Origin of the sequence: Massilia sp. Mn16-1_5, from assembly GCF_004798585.1 — a bacterium.
Taxonomy (GTDB): domain Bacteria; phylum Pseudomonadota; class Gammaproteobacteria; order Burkholderiales; family Burkholderiaceae_D; genus Telluria.
In genome coordinates, this window is record NZ_PPXQ01000019.1 from 41921 (window position 1) to 62520 (window position 20600).

General features: G+C 67.0%; 15 protein-coding genes. 10 read left to right on the forward strand and 5 right to left on the reverse strand.

Annotation, left to right across the window (positions count from 1 at the left end):
* Positions 1-13 precede the first annotated feature (13 nt).
* Complete coding sequence (locus C2862_RS20640; RefSeq protein WP_136222130.1) at positions 14-829, forward strand: hypothetical protein; 816 nt, start codon at positions 14-16, stop codon at positions 827-829.
* A 19-nt stretch (positions 830-848) separates the two neighbouring features.
* Here the strand turns inward: C2862_RS20640 and C2862_RS20645 are convergent, their stop codons facing one another.
* The 4 genes from C2862_RS20645 to C2862_RS20660 are packed head-to-tail and all read right to left on the reverse strand — an operon-like array spanning position 849 to position 4017.
* Entirely contained in the window at positions 849-2114 is a 1266-nt protein-coding gene (locus C2862_RS20645; protein WP_136222132.1) for a cytochrome c, read from the reverse strand.
* A complete protein-coding gene (locus tag C2862_RS20650) occupies positions 2111-2818 on the reverse strand; it encodes a c-type cytochrome (RefSeq protein WP_136222133.1) in 708 nt (235 codons plus the stop codon). The genes C2862_RS20645 and C2862_RS20650 overlap by 4 nt, the downstream gene beginning before the upstream one ends.
* Positions 2819-2872: 54 nt before the next feature.
* Positions 2873-3496 carry a 3'-5' exonuclease gene (locus C2862_RS20655; protein ID WP_136222135.1) on the reverse strand — a complete coding sequence of 208 codons (624 nt, stop codon included), beginning with the start codon at positions 3494-3496 and terminating at the stop codon, positions 2873-2875.
* The gene (locus C2862_RS20660; RefSeq protein WP_136222137.1) at positions 3496-4017 is read right to left on the reverse strand and encodes a ProQ/FINO family protein; all 522 of its coding nucleotides are present in this window, start codon (positions 4015-4017) and stop codon (positions 3496-3498) included. Before C2862_RS20660 ends, C2862_RS20655 begins: the two co-directional genes overlap by 1 nt.
* A gap of 587 nt (positions 4018-4604) precedes the next feature.
* Here C2862_RS20660 and rpoD point away from each other — a divergent pair.
* The 4 genes from rpoD (at position 4605) to C2862_RS20680 (ending at position 12584) form a co-directional block, all read left to right on the forward strand.
* A complete protein-coding gene (rpoD, locus tag C2862_RS20665) occupies positions 4605-7208 on the forward strand; it encodes an RNA polymerase sigma factor RpoD (protein ID WP_136222139.1) in 2604 nt (867 codons plus the stop codon).
* A gap of 211 nt (positions 7209-7419) precedes the next feature.
* Positions 7420-9345, forward strand: coding sequence for a methyl-accepting chemotaxis protein (locus C2862_RS20670; RefSeq protein ID WP_229467528.1), 1926 nt, complete (start codon positions 7420-7422; stop codon positions 9343-9345).
* Positions 9346-9432: 87 nt separating this feature from the next.
* Positions 9433-10263: a transporter gene (locus C2862_RS20675; protein WP_136222141.1), complete on the forward strand. Its 831-nt coding sequence runs from the start codon at positions 9433-9435 to the stop codon at positions 10261-10263.
* A gap of 170 nt (positions 10264-10433) precedes the next feature.
* Positions 10434-12584, forward strand: a complete 2151-nt coding sequence (locus tag C2862_RS20680; RefSeq protein ID WP_136222142.1) for a family 10 glycosylhydrolase — start codon at positions 10434-10436, stop codon at positions 12582-12584.
* A gap of 44 nt (positions 12585-12628) precedes the next feature.
* Here C2862_RS20680 and ppc read toward each other — a convergent pair whose 3' ends face one another.
* Positions 12629-15436 (reverse strand): phosphoenolpyruvate carboxylase, encoded by a 2808-nt coding sequence (gene ppc, locus C2862_RS20685; RefSeq protein WP_136222145.1) that lies wholly within the window; start codon positions 15434-15436, stop codon positions 12629-12631.
* Between the two features lie 165 nt (positions 15437-15601).
* On the opposite strand from ppc, the gene hemC reads away from it, so the two are divergent.
* From hemC to ppa, 5 genes are all read left to right on the forward strand, one after another.
* Positions 15602-16576, forward strand: a complete 975-nt coding sequence (gene hemC, locus C2862_RS20690) for a hydroxymethylbilane synthase (RefSeq protein WP_136222147.1) — start codon at positions 15602-15604, stop codon at positions 16574-16576.
* Between the two features lie 19 nt (positions 16577-16595).
* Entirely contained in the window at positions 16596-17363 is a 768-nt protein-coding gene (locus C2862_RS20695) for a uroporphyrinogen-III synthase (RefSeq protein ID WP_136222255.1), read from the forward strand.
* On the forward strand, positions 17360-18490 hold the full coding sequence (locus C2862_RS20700) for a uroporphyrinogen-III C-methyltransferase (protein ID WP_136222149.1): 1131 nt from the start codon (positions 17360-17362) through the stop codon (positions 18488-18490). The genes C2862_RS20695 and C2862_RS20700 overlap by 4 nt, the downstream gene beginning before the upstream one ends.
* Before the next feature lie 4 nt (positions 18491-18494).
* On the forward strand, positions 18495-19691 hold the full coding sequence (locus C2862_RS20705) for a heme biosynthesis protein HemY (RefSeq protein ID WP_136222151.1): 1197 nt from the start codon (positions 18495-18497) through the stop codon (positions 19689-19691).
* 303 nt (positions 19692-19994) lie between these two features.
* Entirely contained in the window at positions 19995-20534 is a 540-nt protein-coding gene (gene ppa, locus C2862_RS20710) for an inorganic diphosphatase (protein ID WP_136222153.1), read from the forward strand.
* Positions 20535-20600: the final 66 nt, after the last annotated feature.

The following is a 20600-nucleotide window of genomic DNA, read 5'->3' on the forward strand; positions in this document are numbered from 1 at the left end:
TCGGGAGATTCACATGCGTAGCATGACGTTTTCGGCCAAGGTGGAAGCACCTGAATCCAATCGCGCCTGGGCCGTCGGGATCACCGCCCTGGTGCATGCGCTCCTGTTGGCCGGCCTGCTGGTTCACACCATGGGCGAGCGCGGGAAACACCATGACACCGACGGCCGGGAAGTCGTGTTCACCCTGACGCCGCAGCTGCCCGCGCGCGGTCCGGCGCCGGCGGCCGCAACCGAGTTCTCGGCCGGAAGCAGCGTGCACGCGCCACGCGCCGATGCGCCGGGAGCCGGGCTGGCCGGCCAGGCACAGATGGCGCCGGCCGCGCCGAAGCCAGTCGAGGTGGCGATCCTTGCGCGTCCCGATCCGGAGGCGGTCCGCGAACCTGCACCGGCGCCCCCGGCACAGAACACGGCTGCGCAGGCCGAGACGGGCGAGCAGGCCGCGAGCCGCGCCGCGTCCGCACCCGCTTCCGCCCCTGTGATGGTGCCTGTCAGCCAGGGTGACGGCGGCGGCAACGAGCGCAAGACCATCGTCGTTCAAAGCATGGGCAGCAGCGTCGGCAGCTACACCTTCCCGGCCCTGGCCGGCATCGACAGCAGGGACATGACCGAGCTGTTCACCGTGGAGACCGGCGATTATCCCGACCTGGAAACGGCGATGGTCAACCATGTCATTCGGCAGATCCGGGCCCGCTATCCGGTCGAGATCAAGTGGGATTCGACCGCGCGCGGCCGCGTCGTGACGCTGTCGATGCGGATCGAGGACCACGAGGCCCTGGTGAAATTCCTGCGCGTCGAACTGTTCGGCAAACGGCGCGCGACGACTTACTAGGGCGGGCGCAGCGTGGCGCTCAGTCGAGCGGCACGCTGCGGTAGCGATTCACCTCCGCGCTCGACACCGGCGCCGCCGCGTTGCCCCAGCTGGCACGCAGGAAGCTCACCAGCGCCGCCACCTCGGTATCGCCCAGCACATGGCCGAAGGGCGGCATGCCGTAGGGCCGCGGATTGCCCTGCGTGCCCGGCGCGAAGCCGCCGTTGAGGACGACGCGGATCGCGTTCACCGGTTCGCTCAGGGCCAGCGCGCGGTTGCGGGCGAGGGTCGGATACGGCCCTTTGCCTTCGCCGCGCTCGCCATGGCAGGTGGCGCAGTGCTGGCCGTAGAGCCGTTCGCCGGCGCGCATCGTCTGTTCGGATGGACGCGGCGCGGCGGGGCGTTCGCCGTTCGATGCGGCCGGCAAGGACTTCAGGTAGGCCGCCATCGCACCCAGGTCGTCCTTCGTCATGTGCTGCAGGCTCTGGACCACGACTTCCGCCATCGGCCCGGTCACGCTGGCGCCGGGCGCCACGCCGGTGCCCAGCAGCTGCACGATGTGGGCCTCGCTCCAGTTGCCGAGACCCGCTTCCGCATCGGAGGTCAGGGAAGGTGCGTACCAGCCGAGCGTCGGAATCAGGCCGCCGCCCAGCGTGCCTTCGGTCGCGCCGAGGCTGTTGCGCGTGCTGTGGCAGGCGGCGCAGTGGCCGAGGCCTTCGACCAGGTAGGCGCCGCGGTTCCAGCGCGCGTCCCTGGATGCATCCGGCTGCTGCACGCCCGGCCTGAAGTAGAGCAGGCGCCAGCCGGCCAGCGTGAGCTGCTGGTTGTAGGGGAAGCGCAGCTCATGCGGCAGGTTCGGCTGGCGTACCGGCGGCAGCGTACGCAGGTAGGCGAACAGGGCGTCGGCATCCCGGCGCGTCACCCTGGTGTAGTTCACGTAGGGGAAGGCGGGGTAGAGCAGGCGGCCGTCCTTCGACTTGCCGTTGTGGAGGGCGCGCCAGAAATCGTCCGGGGTCCAGTTGCCGATGCCAGTCGTGGGCTCCGGCGTGATGTTGGGTGCGACCAGGCGCCCGAAAGGCGTGTCGAGCGCACGGCCGCCGGCATAGGGCACGCCGCCGCGCGCCGTGTGGCAGGCCATGCAGTCGCCGGCGCGCGCGAGGTAGGCGCCGCGCGCGATGTTGGCCTCAACGAGTGCGTGATCGGCAGGCGAGGTGGAGGCGATGAATTCCTCGCGCGGCCAGGCCAGCGCGACCAGCGCCGCCGCGACGACGAGCAGCAGCAGCACCGCATAAGGTATGCGCTTCATGGCACGCTCCCGCAGGCGATCGGCAAGGGCGCGCTCAAGCGCTCGGCCGGCCGCGCGTCAGGCGGCGTCGGCTGGGCCGCCAGCCAGGCCGAGATGGCGGCGACGTCGCCCGGCCCGAGGCGCTCGGCGATGGCCGCCATGCAGTCGGGCGCATGGGCGCGGCGCACCTTGTTGCGCCAGGCGCCGAACTGCGCATTGACATAGTCGCGTGGGAGGTTCAGCAGGCCGGGAATCGCCGGGGCCACGCCGGCCAGCTGCTGGCCATGACAGGCGATGCAGGCCGGGACCTTCAGCGCCGGGTCGCCGCGCTTGACCAGCTGTTCGCCGCGTGCCAGCACGGGGGCGGCCACGTTCGGCGCGGCTGGCGCAGGCACGGGCGGGTGCTGGTTCGAAAAATACCCGGCGATTTCGTGCAGGTAGGGATCGGGAAGATGGGTGACCATCCAGGTCATCAGGGGATACTGGCGCCGCCCGTCGCGGAAGTTCACGAGCTGGTTGTAGAGATAGCCGGCCGGCTTGCCGGCGATGCGCGGGAAATACACGCCGCCGACGCTGGTGCCGGCGCCATCCTTGGGCGCATGGCAGGAGATGCAGGCGGCGACGCGCTGCTCGACGGTGTCGGGGACGGCTTGCCGGGCGCCGGCTGCGAAGGGCAGGGCGCACAGGAGGAGTACTGAAAAACGTCGCAGGGCAAAGTGCGGCATACGGCATCCAGGTCATCAATGACAAGATGATAACCCATCAGGGCCGGACTGCTTCTATTTTGCCCCGTTGGCCCGCCAGTCGCGGTAAATCTTGAGCGCCACGTGGGCATCGTCCGCCGCGTAGCGGATCTGCTGTTCCGACAGGCGCGGCAAGGCCCAGTTGGTGGTCGTGATGCGCTTCGACTTGGCCAGGCGCTGGCCGAAGAAGCGCGCCACCGCGGTCTTCGCGCCGAGCGTATTGCGTTCGCCGCGGCGGCGCAGCGTGGTGGCGAGATCGACCACGTTCTGCGTCTCGATGCCGAGCTTGGCGCGCACGCGGCGCAGGTCGTCGCCCAGGCCGAAGCCCACTTTCAGGATGGCGGGCGATTCGAGCACCGCGCGCAGCAGGTCGACGCTGGCCTGGTCAGGCCTGGCGCCGACCTGGAACAGGTAGGCGGTGCTGTCCGTCGCCAACTGCACCAGGTGCGGGCCGGTCGATTCCTCCCCCTTGGCGAAGGTCGGTTTCGATTCGGTATCGAAGCCGATCACGTCGGCGCTCGACAGGGCGGCGAGGGCCTGCGCCGCCTGGACGTCGGTCTTCACCAGCACGATGTCGGCCAGCCCGATGCCTTCGTAGGGAGGCAGGTCTTCTTCGTCCGGGGCCTCCGGGGCCAAGGGGCCGCGCGGGTCCAGCTGCATCAGCCGCGCGAGAATTTCGAAGCCAGCTGCTGCAGCTTTTCCTGGCGCAGGCGCGCTGCTTCGGCTTCGGCGGCCGCGGCCTTTTCAAGCTTCTTGCGCTCGGCTTCCTTCTTGAAGCGCTGCTGCAGCTGTTCCTTGGCATGCAGGCGGTGCGTGTCGGTCACTTCCGCGCCGGCCACGCCGTCGAGGTCGTAGCGCACGGTGGCCTTTTCCATCGAACGCAGGTAGCGCATGGAGCCGGTGTGGATGCCGAGCGCGGCGCGCATGGTCTTGCGGTCCAGGCCCGGGATGCGCGCCAGCAGCTGCTTGTCGATGCCGATGGCGAGCGGCAGGCAGTCGCGGAAGGCGGGGAATTGCTGCTGCAGCTGTTTCAGCAGGGCGCGGGCCGATGGAGCCGGCGTGCCGCCCTGCGCGCCGCCTTCGACGGCGGTCTGGACGGTCGTTGCCTCCGTGTTCGGGGTCTCGGCTGGGGAAGGGGTGCTTGCGTCGACGGACTCGGCAGCGGAACTAATGGTATTCATTGACTTCATGGTAATAACAGGAAAACGAAGGATAGCATGCTGGCCCGCCCGTGCGCGGACTATCGTATTAGTTTGGCCGAGCACGCAAGGATGGGCCGGACGCCGCCCGCAGGCGCGCGCCTCGATTCGCGAAATCGTGTATGATCCGCCTCTTGCCCTGCGCGCGGCTTGCGTCGGCGCAGACGAATCGAAGAGCCGGTCGTGGACTGAAAAACAACAATATGTGCTTTGCTTATATCGCTTATCCGATATATCAATTATCACCAATTCCGTGCCTTAAGGCATAATGTTGCCTGTCCCGTCTCTGCACTCCGATAGAGCCAGATGCAAGCCCGCCCCAGTCGACGGGCTTTTTTTCGTTTTGACATGCACACCGCAATCCAGATCACCGCTTCCTTCATCCTTGCCAACGTCGCATCCGGCCCGGCCGCGTGCCGCCGCAGGCGAGGATGCTTCGATGGCGCTTGATTTGCGGCTTGTCCGCCCTTAGTTAGGGCCCTTCCCGATCCTTTCCCCCGGCCCGACCAGGCCGTGGTGAATCTTTGACCTCGCAGGCGCGCACCCGCCTCGACAGGAGAGTTTTTTATATGAAGAACACCGCCAAGACACTGACACTGACAGCAAAGAAAGCGCCGGCCAAGAGTGCCGCCGCGCAGCTGGCGGTGCCGAAAACCGCGACCTCCTACTTCCTCGAAACGGAAGCGGCGGCCAAGGTGACGGTGGTCAAGACCCGTTCGCGCCTGGCCTCGCTGAAAGCCCAGGCCGAGGAAGCGCCTGCGCCTGTTGAAGCCGTTGCCGAACTGCCGGTGAGCGAAGCGCCGGCCGCCGAGGCGGTCGACCTTGCTCCCGCTGACGCCGCCGATGCTGCAGCCGCACCTGCGCCGGTTCCTGTTGTCGTTCGCAAGCGCGGCTCGAAGCTGGCGGCCCTGAAGGCCGCCGACAGCGCGCCGGCCGCCGCCGAAGCTGCGCCTGAAGTGGCCGCCGCCGACGAGGCGCCGAAAGCCGCCAAGCCGCGCGTCGCGCGCCGCATCGAGCCTGCCGCCAACACCTCGACCGTGATCCAGACCGCCGGCAGCACCGTCAGCAAGACCACCGACGCCGCCGCGCTGGCCGCGATCGACACCTCGGGCTACCTGCTGCCGCAGGTGAAGGTCCCGGGCCGCCGCGGCCGCAAGCCTAGCGAATTCACGCCGGAGAACGACGAAGTCGCGGCGCTGAACGCGGTCGAACGCGCCGAACTGAAGGCGGTGTCGAAGGCGCGCGAGCGCAAGGCCAAGGGCATGCCCTCGCTCGGCACCGAAGCCGGCTTCTCGGAAGCGGAACTGGAAAAGCGCCGCACCCAGCTGCGCAACCTGATCAACATGGGCAAGGAGCGCGGCTACCTGACCCATGCGGAAATCAACGACCACCTGCCGGAAAACATCATCGATCCGGAAGCGATCGAAGGCATCATCGCGACCTTCAACGACATGGGCATCGCCGTCTACGAGCGCGCCCCGGAAGCGGAAATGATGCTGCTGTCGGATAACGCCGTCACGCCGACCAGCGAAGACGAAGTCGAAGCGGCCGCCGCGACCGCGCTGTCGACCGTCGACTCCGACTTCGGCCGCACGACCGACCCGGTGCGCATGTACATGCGCGAGATGGGCGCGGTGTCGCTGCTGACCCGCGAAGGCGAGATCGAGATCGCCAAGCGCATCGAGGAAGGCCTGAAGGACATGGTCCAGGCGATCTCGGCCTGCCCGACGACGATTTCGGAAATCATCGCGCTGTCGCACAAGATCGCCGCCGACGAGCTGAAGATCGACGAGGTCGTTGACGGCTTCGTCGACCTGAACGACAACGCACCGGCGCCTGTCGCCGCGCCCGCCAAGTCCGCCGCTTCCGATGAAGAAGACGAGGAAGAGGAAGAAGTCGAGGAAGAGGAAGACGGCGACGCCGGCGGCGGCGCGGCCGGCTACTCGACCGAGCAGCTGGCACAGCTGCGCAAGGGTGCGCTGGAAAAATTCGCCCTGATCGAAGAGCAGTTCGACCGCATGGGCCACGCCTTCAAGACCACTGGCTACGGCTCGGCGGCCTACAACAAGGCGCAGGACATCATCTCGACCGAGCTGCTGGGCATCCGCTTCACCGCCAAGATCGTGGAAAAGCTGTGCGACACCCTGCGTCATCAGATGGACGAAGTGCGTGCTATCGAGCGCGCCGTGCTGGACATCTGCGTGAACCGCTGCGGCATGCCGCGCGCCCACTTCATCAAGGTCTTCCCGGGCAACGAGACCGACCTGGAATGGGGTGACCGCGAAGTCGATTGCGCCTACCCGTACAGCGCCGTTCTGGGCCGTAACCTGCCGGCGATCAAGGAACTGCAGCAGCGCATGATCGACCTGCAGGCGCGCGTGGCGCTGCCGCTGGCCGACCTGCGCAAGATTAACAAGCAGATGGCGGCCGGCGAGAAGCGCGCCCGCACCGCGAAGCGCGAGATGACCGTCGCCAACCTGCGCCTGGTGATCTCGATCGCGAAGAAGTACATCAACCGTGGCCTGCAATTCCTCGACCTGATCCAGGAAGGCAATATCGGCCTGCTGAAGGCGGTCGACAAGTTCGAGTACCGTCGCGGTTATAAATTCTCGACCTACGCGACCTGGTGGATCCGCCAGGCGATCACGCGTTCGATCGCGGACATGGCCCGTACCATCCGCGTGCCGGTGCACATGATCGAGACGATCAACAAGATGAACCGCATCTCGCGCCAGATCATGCAGGAAACCGGCAGCGAGCCGGATCTCGCCACCCTGGCCGCCAAGATGGAAATGCCGGAGAACAAGGTTCGCGAGATCATGAAGATCGCGAAAGAGCCGATTTCGATGGAAACCCCGATGGGCGAGGACGGCGATTCGCAGCTGGGCGACTTCATCGAGGACAACACCACCCTGGCCCCGCTGGACGCCGCGCTGCACGCGTCGATGCGCAACGTGATCAAGGAAGTGCTGGACTCGCTGACCCCGCGCGAAGCGAAGGTGCTGCGCATGCGCTACGGCGTCGAGATGTCGAACGACCACACGCTGGAAGAAGTCGGCAAGCAGTTCGACGTCACCCGCGAGCGTATCCGCCAGATCGAAGCCAAGGCCATGAGCAAGCTGCGCCAGCCTTCGCGTTCGGACAAGCTGAAGACGTTCTTGCACGACAAATAAGTCTGTCGTGCTCCGTGAAATGCCGCTCGCTGAGCGGCATTTTTTTTGTCCTCTTGCTTGTTCACTAATGGCCGGGCGGACGATCGGGCGGAATCACAACAGTTTCTTGAAACTGTATAAACGCTTCCGGGTAAACAAGTTGACGCTTGCTTATCCAGGCGGGAAGATGCGGTAAGGCAACATTGTCACCAATTCTCACATCTCACCTCCCATGTCCGCCCACTTCCTGCGTCGCCTGTCGATCAAGGCCAAGCTCATGCTCAGCATGGGCGCCTGCCTGCTGCTCTTTATCCTCATTTCCGCCGCCCTCAGCGTGACCCTCACCGGGCGCAGCCTGAGCGAGCGCGCCGTCGAGCAGGAGCTGCCGGCCGTCGTCGGCGAGATCCGCAACGACATCCTGCGCCAGATCGGCGGCCCGGCCACGGCCTCGCTGGCGATCGCCAACAACACCTTCCTGCAGGCCTGGGAACGCGACAACCTGGCCGATAGCGGCCTCGACGCCTGGCGCGCCTACGCCGCCAGGGTCAAGGACGTCAACCAGGCGGTGACCGTGTTCTGGGCCTCCCCGAGCCAGATGAAGTTCATGGACCAGGGCGGCCTCAGCTACATGATGGAAAAGGGCAATCCGCGCGACAAGTGGATGGACGAATTCCTTGCCACCGGCAAGGCCTATGCGCTGAACCTCGATCCGGATCCGAAGACGGGTGAAATGAAGCTGTTCATCAATGCGCGCGTCGAGGCGGGCGAGGGCAAGCTGGCCGTCGCGGGCCTGGGCTTGTCGGTGAAGGCGATGGCCGACGCCGTGCGCGCACACAAGGTCGGCAAGTCGGGCCACGTGTTCCTGGCGCGCGCGGACGGCACCATCGTCCTGCACCGCGAGGCGACACTTTCCGACGGCGAGCACAACATGAAGGACTTGCCGGGCTTCGGCGCCGACTTGATCCGCACCCTGTTCGACAAGAAGCAATTCACCCACGCGGCCCACGATTCCCCTCGAGGCAAGCTGATCGTCGCGTCCTCCTACGTGCCGGAACTGGGCATGTACGTCGTCGCCGAGGTGCCGGAAAGCGAAGTGCTGGGCGACCTGGCGCGCTCGGCCACGATCGCGGCCCTGGCGGCCGGCGTGGTCGGCGGCGGCATCGGCCTGTTCGTGCTCTTCCTGGTCAGCCGCGCGATCGCCGCGCCGGTGGCGCGTGCCGCCGCCATGCTGGGCGAGATCGCCGAGGGCAAGGGCGACCTGACGCGGCGCATGCCGGTCGAAAGCGGCGACGAGGTCGGTGCGCTGGCCGACGCCTTCAACCGCTTCGTCTCCTCGCTGAACCACACGATGAGCGAAGTGCGCCGCAGCAGCCAGGCGATCGCCGGGGCGTCGAGCGAAATCGCGGCCGGCAACATGAATCTGTCGAGCCGCACCGAAGCCCAGGCCTCGAGCCTGGAAGAGACGGCGGCCGCAATGGAGGAATTGACCTCGACCGTGCGCCAGAACGCCGAGAACGCGCGCCAGGCCAACAGCCTGGTGAGTTCGGCCAGCGAGCAGGCGCACAAGGGCGGGCAGGTGGTGGGCGAAGTCGTCAGCACCATGGGTTCGATCACGGAGAGCTCGCGCAAGATCGCCGACATCATCGGCGTCATCGACGGCATCGCCTTCCAGACCAATATCCTGGCCCTGAATGCGGCGGTGGAAGCGGCGCGCGCGGGCGAGCAGGGCCGCGGTTTCGCGGTCGTCGCCAGCGAAGTGCGCAACCTGGCGCAGCGTTCGGCCGCGGCCGCGAAGGAGATCAAGGCCCTGATCGACGCCTCGGTGCGGGAAGTCGAGACAGGCGCGCGCCTGGTCGACACGGCCGGCGCGACGATGAACGGTATCGTGCAGGCGGTGGGGCGCGTGGCCGGCCTGATGCGCGAGATCGACGCCGCCAGCAGCGAGCAAAGCCAGGGCATCGGCCAGGTCAACCAGTCGATCGCGACCATGGACGACGTCACCCAGCAGAACGCGGCCCTGGTCGAGGAGGCGGCCGCCGCGGCCAGTGCGCTGGAAGAGCAGACCGCGGCGCTGGCGCAGGTGGTCGGCGGCTTCAAGCTCGAGGACGCGCCGGCGCCGCAGCTGCCGGGACGCGCACTGGCCGTCTTGCCGGCCTGAGCCGCAACCAGGCGCGCAATCGGGCGATGCGGCTGAGCCGGCGGCGGTAGAATCGGACATCTTGTCTGCACCGCCTGGAGCCCGCGCATGTCCCGACCGCCCGCCCGCCGCCTGTCCCGTTTGCCCCTCTGCCTGGCGCTGCTCGCCTGGCTGCCGGCGCATGCCCAGGAGCAGTCGTTCGACGACGCGCTCAAGACCGACCGGCCCGATTTCGTCGAATCGAGCGAATCCGTGGGCAAGGGCCGCTTCCATGTCGAGACGAGCTTGCTGGTCGAACGCGAGCGCAGCAGCGAGGAGCGCGCACGCACTTACTCGATGCCGACCATGCTGCGTTATGGCCTGAGCGATGCGCTCGAAGTGCGCATCGAGAGCGAGGGGCGCACCGTCCAGCATGTGCGAGACAGGGAAAGCGGCGAACGCAGCACGACGGCCGGCTATGCCGACTCGTCCATCGGCCTGCTCTGGCACCTCATGGATAACGAAGGCACGCGGCCGTCGCTCGGTGTGCTGGTCGACGCGACCCTGCCGACCGGCTCGAACGCCTTGCGCGGCAAGGGTGTACGACCCTCGCTGCGCGTGGTCGGCGAGTGGGAACTGCCGGGCGACATGGAACTCGGCATGATGCCGGGCATCGCCTACCAGCACGAGGAAGAGAACGACCGCAGTACGCCGCGCCATACCTACGGCCTGTTCGGCATCGTGCTCGACAAGGCCTTCAGCGAGCGCTTCCACGGCCTGGCGGAGATCACGCTGCCGCGCATCGCCCACGCCCGCCACGGCGGCACGCAGGCGACCTTCGATGTGGGCGCCACCTATCTGCTGAGCAGGGACTGCCAGCTCGATACCCTGTTCTCGCGCGGGTTGAACCAGCGCACGCCGTACGCCAGCTGGACGCTAGGACTGTCGATTCGCCTCTAGGCGGCTCATGCTTTCAAGTTATGCGACACGCACCCAATTTCATTGGTTGCTGTGATTTCACGCGCGTAATCTGTTAGGCGGATGGCAACATCGGGCGCGAGGAGAGGCGCCGCGGATCGCCACCGGTGCACCAAAGTGGTGCGCCCACTCAACCTCGCAAAAAACAGAATATGAAAAAACTTTTGCTTGCCGCGGCAGCCAGTGTGCTTGCCGCGTCCCTGGCGCACGCCGATACGACGGGCTTTTCACCGAAACGCGAACTGCGCGGCGTGTGGATCAGTACCCACCTGAGCCTGGACTGGCCGAACCGTACCCAGACCCCGGAGCAGCAGCGCGCCGCGCTGACCGCCATCCTCGACCACAATGTGGCGACCGGCATGAACGCCGCCTTCCTGCAGGTGCGCAGCCAGTCCGACGCCATGTATCCGAGCGAACTGGAACCCTGGTCCTACTATCTGACCAACAACCAGGGCAGCGCCCCGGCGCCGAGCTGGGACCCGCTGCAGTTCGCGATCGATGAATCGCGCAAGCGCGGCCTCGAATTCCACGCCTGGATCAATCCCTACCGCGCGGTGGCGAACACGGCGACCGAGACCAATACCGCCCAGTACGCGGCGAACCATGTCTCGCGCACCCATCCGGAATGGATGCTCCAGGTGGGGACGGTGAAAATCCTGAACCCGGGCCTGGCAGCCGTGCGCGAGCACGTGACGCAGGTGATCATGGACATCGTCGAACGCTACGACGTCGACGGCATCCATTTCGACGATTATTTTTATCCGGCCGGCACCATCAACGACGACGCGGCCTATGCGCTTGACCCGCGCGGCTTCCCGGCCACCACGGCCGGGCGCGCCGACTGGCGCCGCGACAACATCAACCTGCTGATTGCCGGTGTCAACGAGCGTATCCGGGCTGTAAAACCCTGGGTCAAATTCGGGGTCTCGCCCTCGGGCATCTACCGCAGCAGCACCGACCCGGCGATCGGCTCGCCGACGTCCGCCGGCGCTTCCCAGCATTACCTGAGCAATTTCGCCGACACCCGCAGCTGGCTGCGCGAGGGCTGGGTCGATTACCTGGCGCCCCAGGTCTACTGGTACATCGGCCAGGCGGGCTCGGACTACAAGCTGCTCGTGCCGTGGTGGAACGAGAACGCTTTTGGCCGCCACATGTACATCGGCATCGCCGACTACAAGATGGGCACCGCCGGCTGGACGGACCCGAAGCAGGTCGCCAACCAGATCGCCCTGAACCGCGCGCAGACTCACATCGCCGGCCAGATTCACTTCCGCCACGCCTTCCTGCAGGCCAATCCGCTGGGCTACCGCACGGACCTGCAGCAGAACGTGTACAAGCGGCCGGCCCTGATTCCGGCGATGCCGTGGAAGAGCACCGTTGCGCCGCAGGCCCCATCCGGCCTGGCTGCGTCCCAGGGTGAAAACGCCCTCGTGCTGAGCTGGGCACAGCCGGGCGACACGCGCGACGAGCTGGAGAAAGTGCGCCAGTTTGCCGTCTACCGTTCGGCCGACAGCAACATCGACATCGAAGCCCCGCAGAACCTGCTGGGCGTGACGCACGGCACGGCCAACGCCTATGCCGACACCAGGGCCGAAGCCGGGCAGTATTACTACTACACGGTGACGGCCCTGAACCGCCTGAGCAACGAGAGCGCCGCGGCGAACGTCGTCAGCAACGACTTCGAGGCGCCTGTGGTGCGCACGCGCGACGCGTCGCTGACCCTGGCGAACGGCAGCGCCAGCCTGCAGCCGGCCGATATCGACGGCGGCAGCAGCGACAACTGGGGCATCGCCTCGCTCGGCGCCTCGCAGACGCGCTTCAGCTGCGGCGACATCGGGACGCGCAAGGTGGTCCTGAGCGCGGTCGACAAGGCGGGCCTGAGCGCTTCCGCGGAGGCCTCCGTGAGTGTGCTGGGACGCGTGCCGCAACCGGCCATCATGACCAGCACGAATGCGATCACCCTCGGTTACGGCGCGCAGAGCGTGACGCTCAGCGCCAGCGATGCCGGAGCGGGAACGACGCTGGCATGGACGCCGGCCGCGGGCCTGGTGGCGAATGGCGCGACGGCGAGCTTCACGCCGGCGGCAGCCGGCAGCTATACCTTCAGCGTGCAGGCCGTCAGCGAAAGCGGCTGCCCGGCCATGGCGACCGTCACGGTGCCTGTCATCGACGCGCGCTGTGGCGACGACAAGGTGGCCGTGTGCCACAAGCCGGAGCAGGGCGGCGCCGGCACCATCTGCGTGGCGCCGAGTGCCGTGCAGGCCTTCATCCGCAAGGGCGAGACGCTGGGCAGCTGCTCGTAATGTGGTAAACGGTACCGGACCATTCGGCCGGTACCGTTTGTCGATCAACCCGTATTGCGCAACCCCGCTGCGACGCCGTTGATCGACAGGTGGATCCCGCGGTGCACACGCGGGTCCATCTCGCCCGGCTCGCGCGACATCGTGCGGTGGCGGTGGATCAGCTCGACCTGCAGGTGGTTCAGCGGGTCGAGGTAGGCGAAGCGGTTCTGAATCGAGCGCGCCAGCAGCGGATTCGATGCAAGGCGCTCGCTGGCACCGGTGATGGCCTCCAGCTGGCGCAGCGTCTCGCCATGCTCGGCCGCGATGCGCTTGAAGATGCGCTCGCGCAGGGCCGCATCCGGCACCAGGCCGGCATAGCGCGAGGCGATCGCGAGATCGGTCTTGGCCAGCACCATGTCCATGTTCGAGAGCAGGGTGGCGAAGAAGGGCCACTCGGCGAACATGGCCTGCAGGGTCTGCAGGCGCTCGCCCGAGCTATCTTCGTTCAGCCAGCCGCTGACTGCCGAACCGAAACCGTACCAGCCCGGCAGCAGCAGGCGGCACTGCCCCCAGCTGAAGCCCCAGGGAATCGCGCGCAGGTCTTCGATGCGGCGCGTCTTCTTGCGCGAAGCCGGGCGCGACCCCAGGTTCAGTTCCGCGATCTCGGCGATCGGCGTGGCTGCGAAGAAGTAATCCGTAAAGCCCGGGGTCTCGTAGACCAGGTCGCGGTAGGCCGTGTAGGCGCGCTGCGACAGTTCCGCCATCACACTTTCGAACACGGCCAGGCGTTCTGCCTTGCCGCCTTCGCCTTCGTGCGGCATCAGGCTCGCTTCCAGCGTGGCGGCGACCAGCAATTCCAGGTTGCGGCGGCCGATTTCCGGGTTCGAGAATTTGGAAGCGATGATCTCGCCCTGTTCGGTCAGGCGGATCTGGCCGTTCACGGTGCCCGGCGGCTGCGCCAGGATCGCCTGGTAGCTCGGGCCGCCGCCGCGGCCGACGGTGCCGCCACGGCCGTGGAACAGGCGCAGCTTGACGCCGGCCCGTTCGAACACTTCGACCAGCTTCAGCTCGGCCTGGTAGAGCTCCCAGTTCGAGGTGAGGAAGCCGCCGTCCTTGTTCGAATCCGAGTAGCCGAGCATGACTTCCTGCAGGCGGCCCTGGTTGTGGACGATGCGCGTGACCGGCGGCAGTCCCATCCAGGCTTCCATGATGGCGGCGGCGCGCTGCAGGTCGGGGATGGTCTCGAACAGCGGAATCACCATCACATCCGAGACACCGGCGTTCGGACGCACCAGGCCCGCTTCCTTCAGCAGCAGCAGCACTTCCAGCAGGTCGGACACGGCCTCGGTATGCGAGATGATGTAGTTGCGGATCGCACGCGCGCCGTAGCGCTCGCGGATGTCGCGCGCGGCCCGCACGATGGCCAGCTCGGACTGGGTCTCGTCGCTGTAGGTCTCGAAAGGCGAATACAGGAGGCGCGGCTGGGCGATCTCGGCCAGCAGCAGTTTGACTTTGGCGTCCTCGTCCAAGGCAGCATAGTCGGCTTCGACCTGCGCCTTTTCGAACAGCTCGGCCAGCACGCGTTCGTGGATGTCCGAGGTCTGGCGCATGTCGAGCGAGGCCAGATGAAAACCGAAGATGTGGGCGGCGCGCGTCAGGCCCGCGAGGCGCGGCGTCACCAGCATGGCGCCGTGGTTCGCCTTCAGGGACGCGGCGATGGTCTCCAGGTCGACGGCGAATTCGGCCGCGTCCGCATACGGTTCGGCGTGGCCGACTTCCTTGCGCAGGATGTTGGTGGCGCCGAGTTCGCGCGCGCTGGCGGCCAGGCGCGCATACATGCCGATCAGGGCGCGCCGGTAGGGTTCGTCGGCGCGGTGGTCGGACTGGTCGGTCGAGCGCTCGGACAGGGCCTGCATGGCGGGCGTGATGTCGACCATCAGCGTCGAGGTCGAGAGTTCGGCGCCCAGCGTATGCACTTCCTCGAGGTAGTAGTCGAGGATGGTGGTCGCATGGCGCATCGTCGCGTGGCGCATGGTGTCGGCATTCACGTTCGGATTGCCGTCGCGGTCGCCGCCGATCCAGCTGCCCATTTGCAGGTAGGCGGCGTCGCCCAGTTGCGGCGCGCTGCCGTGGTACTGGGCGCCGATCTCGTCCTCGATGTCGTCGTACAGCGATGGCAGCTCGCGCAGGAAAGTGATGCGGTAGTAGGAGAGGGCGTTCTCGATCTCGTCGGCGACCGTCAGCTTGGTGTAGCGCAGCATGCGGGTCTGCCACAGCGTGGCGATGCGGGCCTGCAGCAGCTGCAGGTTGCGCACCTGCTCCTTCGGCGTCAGGGGCTGGTCGCGTTCGGCCAGCAGGCGCGCGATGTCGTGCTCGGCGTCGAGGATGGATTTGCGCTGGACCTCGGTCGGGTGGGCCGTCAGCACCGGGGCGATCAGGGCGTTGCGCAGGAAAGTCTCGACCGTTTTCTGGTCGACGCCGGCGCCGCGCAGCTTGCCCAGTGCATGGCCGACGCTGCCTTCGCGCGGACGGGAGCCGGCAAGCAGGTGCGCGCGGCGGCGCCGGTTGTGGTGCTGGTCCTCGGCGATGTTGGCCAGGTGCGAGAAGTAGGAAAAGGCGCGCACCACCGAGATGGTCTGGTTGCGCGTCAGCTTGTGCAGCAGGGCGTTCAGCTCTTCGCCGGCTTGCGGGTCGGCGTCGCGCCGGAAGCGCACGGCGGTCTGGCGGATGGTTTCGACGACGTCGAAGACGGCATCGCCTTCCTGGTCGCGCAGCACGTCGCCGAGCAGGCGGCCGAGCAGGCGGATGTCTTCTTTCAGCGGGGCGTCCTTGTCGACGCTGTTGTTCGTTTCGGGTGCGACGGGTTTATCCATTTCGAGCACTGTTCTCAAAGTCAGGTACACCAAAAGTGGACATGGCGATCAGCCATGTTTTGCAAGGGGCCGCATGCTAAAATTTGTGATCTTATGCAAGAGGCGTTACTGGGTCGGCCCGGTCGGCGCAACGACAGTGAAACAATCCGTTTTGAAAGCAAAGACATGACGCAGCCAGCAGTACGCTTGCCATCCCAGCTGATCATCGCCTCGCGCGAGAGCCGCCTCGCCATGTGGCAGGCCGAGCACGTGCGCGATCGTCTCGCCGCATTATATCCAGATTGCCAAATCAGCATTCTCGGGATGACGACGCGTGGCGACCAGATCCTCGACCGCACGCTCTCCAAGGTCGGCGGCAAGGGCCTGTTCGTGAAGGAGCTCGAAGTGGCCATGGCCGAAGGCCGCGCCGACCTGGCCGTGCATTCGCTCAAGGACGTGCCGATGGACCTGCCGGATGGCTTCGAGCTGGCAGCCGTGCTCGAGCGCGAAGACCCGCGCGACGCCTTCGTGTCGAACGATTACGCCAGCCTGGACGAACTGCCTCCCGGCGCCGTCGTGGGTACGAGCAGCCTGCGGCGCCAGGCCCTGGTCGCGGCGCGCTATCCGCACCTGGTCATCAAGCCGCTGCGCGGCAACCTCGACACCCGCCTCGGCAAGCTCGATCGCGGCGAGTACGCGGCCATCATCCTGGCGGCCGCGGGCCTGATCCGCCTGGGCCTGCCGCAGCGTATCCGCAGCGTGCTGGCGCCGGAACTGAGCCTGCCGGCCGCCGGCCAGGGCGCGATGGCGATCGAGATCGCAAGCGGCCCGCGCACCGATGGCGTCGACTTGCAGGCCATCCTCGCGCCGCTGAACCACAGCGCCACCCGCCACGCCGTGCTGGCCGAGCGCAAGGTCTCGAAGATTTTTGGCGGCAGCTGCCAGATCCCGCTGGCGGCCCACGCCATCGTCGACGGCGCCAACATGCACCTGCGCGCGATGGTCGCCACGCCCGACGGCAAGCGCAGCGCCTTTGCCGAACTGACGGGACTCGCCGAGCAGCCGGAACTGCTGGGCGAGCAGGTGTCGAAGCTGCTGGAAGAACAGGACGCGCAGGCGATCCTGGCGGTCTGCCGCCAGGAAGCCGCGGCGGACGCCTGAGCGGCCGCTCTTGACCCCGATGTCCGGCGCCGTCGTCATCACCCGCCCGCGTGCCCAGGCCGACGGCCTGGCGCATGCCGTCGCACGCCTCGGGCGCACGCCGGTCCTGCTGCCGCTGCTGGAGATCGCGCCGCTGCCCGACCAGTCGCAGCTCTGCGCGGTGCTGGCCGGTCTCGATCAGTACGCGCTGGTCGCCTTCGTCTCGCCGAACGCCATCGACGCGGCGTTTGCGCACGTCGGACAATGGCCACGCCAGGTGGCGCTGGCCGTATTGGGCGAGGGCAGCCGCATCGCCCTGGCACGCCACGGGCTCGACGCGTCGAACGCCACCGTCCTCGGTCCGCTGGACCCGACGCGCAGCGATTCCGAGAACCTGCTGGCCTCGCTCGACCTGGCCCAGCTGGCCGGCAAGCGCGTCCTGATCGTGCGCGGCGAGTCCGGGCGCGAGCTGATGGCCGACGGTTTCCGCGCCGCCGGCGCCGAGGTGACGATCGTGGCGGCTTACCGCCGTAGCGTGCCGGCGCTCAGTCCGGCTCTGGCGGCCCAGCTGCATGCCTTGCTGGCCGCCCCGAACGACTGGATAATCACGAGCTCGGAAGCGCTGCGGGGGCTGTTCGACCTGCTGCGCCGGCTCGGCGACGCTGAAGTAGAAAAGATGCAACAGCAGCACGTCATCGTGCCGCACGCCCGGATCGCCGCCACCGCGCAGGCACTCGGGCTGGCGCGGGTGACGCTTACCGGCTCGGGCGACGAGCGTTTGCTTGCCGCGTTACAATCTCAAAAATGAACGAACTGCCGAATAATCCAGAGCTGCCACCGACGCAGCCACCCGCTCCCGACACCTACCGCACTCGTGCGCCCGAACGCAGGGCCGGCCCCGGCCTGGCCGAACAGCTGACCCGGCCGCTGTCGCTGGCCGTGATCGCGCTGGGCGTGCTGCTGGCGGTCCAGACCTGGTCGAGCCATAGCCGCATCAACACCCTGCGCCAGGAAATGGCGCGCAGCCTGCAAAAGGGCAACGAGACCAATGCCGAGACCGCCTCGCTGGCGCGCGACATCGCCGAGCAGTCGAAAGCCTTGCAGTTGAAAGTCGGCGTGCTGGAAAGCCGCCAGCTCGAGAACCAGAGCCAGCAGATGGCGCTGGAACAGCTGTATGCCGACCTGTCGAAGAGCCGCGACGAGTGGGCGCTGTCCGAGGTCGAGCAGGTCCTGTCCACCGCCAGCCAGCAGCTGCAGTTGGCGGGCAATGTGCAGGGCGCCCTGATCGCGCTGCAGAATGCCGACCGCTCGCTGGCGCGCTCGGACAAGCCGCAATTCATCGCCGTGCGCCGCGCGATCGCCGCCGACATGGAAAAGCTCAAGGCGACCCCGGCGGTGGACCTGGCCGGCGTGGCCGTGCGCCTCGACAGCGTGATCGCCCAGGTCGACACGCTGCCGCTGCTGTCGGACGAGAAGCCGCTGCTGCCGGCCGCGCCCGTACGCTCCCAGCGTACCCCGCCATCCGGCAAGGAGGCCGCGCCCGCAGTTTCCCTTGGCATCGGCGAGCGCATGCTCGCCACCTGGCGCAACTGGAGCGAAGAGATGTGGGACGACGTGCGCCAGCTGATCCGGGTGCGCAGCGTCAACACGCCGGAAGCGCTGATGCTCTCGCCGGACCAGAATTATTTTGTCCGCGAAAACCTCAAATTGCGTCTCCTGAATGCGCGCCTGGCCCTGCTGTCGCGCGACGAGACCACCTTCGCGGGCGACCTGACGGCGGCCCAGGATACGCTGAACAAGTATTTCGACACGCGCGCCCGCACCACCCAGCAAGCCCAGTCGGCGCTGCGCCAGGTGCAGGCGAACAACCTCGCGATCGAGATGCCGACGCTGGCCGACAGCCTGAACGCCGTGCGCAACTACAAGAAGCCATAACAATATGCGTCTACTTCTCTGGCTAGTCGCCCTGATGGCCGCGGCCATCGGCATCGCCGTGACGGCGCGCTTCAATCCGGGCAACGTGGTGTTCTTCTACCCGCCGCACCGGATCGACATGTCGCTGAACCTGTTCGTGGTGCTGATCGCCTTGCTGTTCCTCGTGCTGTACGGGGTGGCGCGCGCGGTGAATGCCACCCTGCGCATGCCCGAACGTGTGGCCGCCTACCGTCAGCGCAAGCGCGAGCGCGAGGGCAACAAGGGCTTGCGCGACGCCTTGAAAGCCCTGTTCGAAGGCCGCTTCGGCCACGCCGAAAAGGCCGCGATGCGCGCCGCCGAGCTGCCCGAGAACGCGGGTCTGGCCGCCCTGATCGGGGCGCGCGCCGCGCACCGCATGCGCGAACCGGCCCGGCGCGAGGCCTGGCTGGCCGGCGTCGCCCACGACAACACGCTCAAGACGGCGCGCCTGATGACGGTCATCGAGCTGCTGGTCGACGACCACCAGCCGGAAGCGGCGCTGGCGGCCGTGGCCGAACTGAACGCCAGCGGCCAGCGCCACATCCACGCCCTGCAATGGTCGATGAAGGCCAACCAGCAAGCGCGCAACTGGCCCGAAGTGCTGCGCCTGGTGCGCATCCTGGACAAGAGAAAAGCACTGCATCCGGCGCTGGCCGCGCGCCTGCGCGAGCTGGCCTACGAGGCGCTGCTGTCGGAAGAGGGACGCGATCCGGAAGCGATCCGGCGCGTCTGGGCCGGCGTGCCCGCCAGCGACCGTACGCAACCCTACATCGCGGCGCGCGCGGCGATGGCCTTCAATGCCAGCGGCCTGCAGGACGAGGCGCGCGTGATCGCCGAGGAAGCCCTGAAGGCCGGCTGGGACGAGCGCGTGGTGCGCGCCTACCGCGATGCCGCGGGACCTGCCGGTTCGCCCACCTTGCTGGCCCAGATCGAGCACTGCGAAGCCTGGCTGCGCGAGCGCCCGAACGACCCGGAACTGGCGCTCACCCTGGGTTCCCTCTGCCTGCGCCAGAAACTCTGGGGCAAGGCCCAGCGCTATCTCGAGCAGGCGCTGTCGGATGCCACCCAGTCGGAGATGGTGCGCGATATCCACCTGAAGCTGGCGCAGCTGCACGAGGCGCTGGGGCAGGAGGAACCGGCGGCGAGCCATTATCGGCAGAGTGCGCTGGCGACGATGCTTTGAAGGCGGGTGTCGCGGCTAGCGCGATGCGTTCCGCCATGTCCGCCGTGGCACGCGGGCATGCCCGCCCTACGTTACACAACGGTTCCATGAACTCGCAACGGGCGGTGGTGCACCGTAGGGCGGGCATGCCCGCGGGTTCAGACGGTCGAATGGCCAAGGCGCATCGGCCACCGGCCAACTACGCCGCACGTACCCAGTACCTCACCGACCAATTCGCACGGCAAGGTGCTGCGCCGCACAAGCGTATGCCGATTAGATATAATGCCTCCCTTTATTGAATTTTCAGCAACCAAGGACTAAGCCATGAGCCTCAACAACGTCCCAGCCGGCCGCGATGTGCCGAACGACTTCAACGTTATCATCGAAATCCCGATGAACGCCGATCCGATCAAGTACGAAGTGGACAAGGACACCGGCGCGATCTTCGTCGACCGCTTCATGGGCACCGCGATGCACTACCCGTGCAACTACGGCTATGTGCCGCAGACCCTGTCGGACGATGGCGACCCATGCGACGTGCTGGTCATCACCCCGTTCCCGCTGATCCCTGGCGTCGTCGTGCGCTGCCGCGCCATCGGCGTGCTGAAGATGACCGACGAAGCCGGCGCCGATGCCAAGATCCTGGCCGTGCCTGTCGACAAGATCCTGCCGATCTACAGCCACTGGCAAAAGCCGGAAGACCTGCAGGACCTGCGCCTGCAGCAGATCCAGCACTTCTTCGAGCACTACAAGGACCTCGAAAAAGGCAAGTGGGTCAAGGTCGACGGCTGGGCTGGCCCGGACGAAGCGAAGGCCGAGATCGTCAGCGGCGTCGCTGCATACAAGGCAAAAGCGCAGCAGTAATTTATTTGCGTCTCGTAAAGAGGCCCGGCACCGTGAAGGTGGCCGGGCCTTTTTTATTGCTGTGTT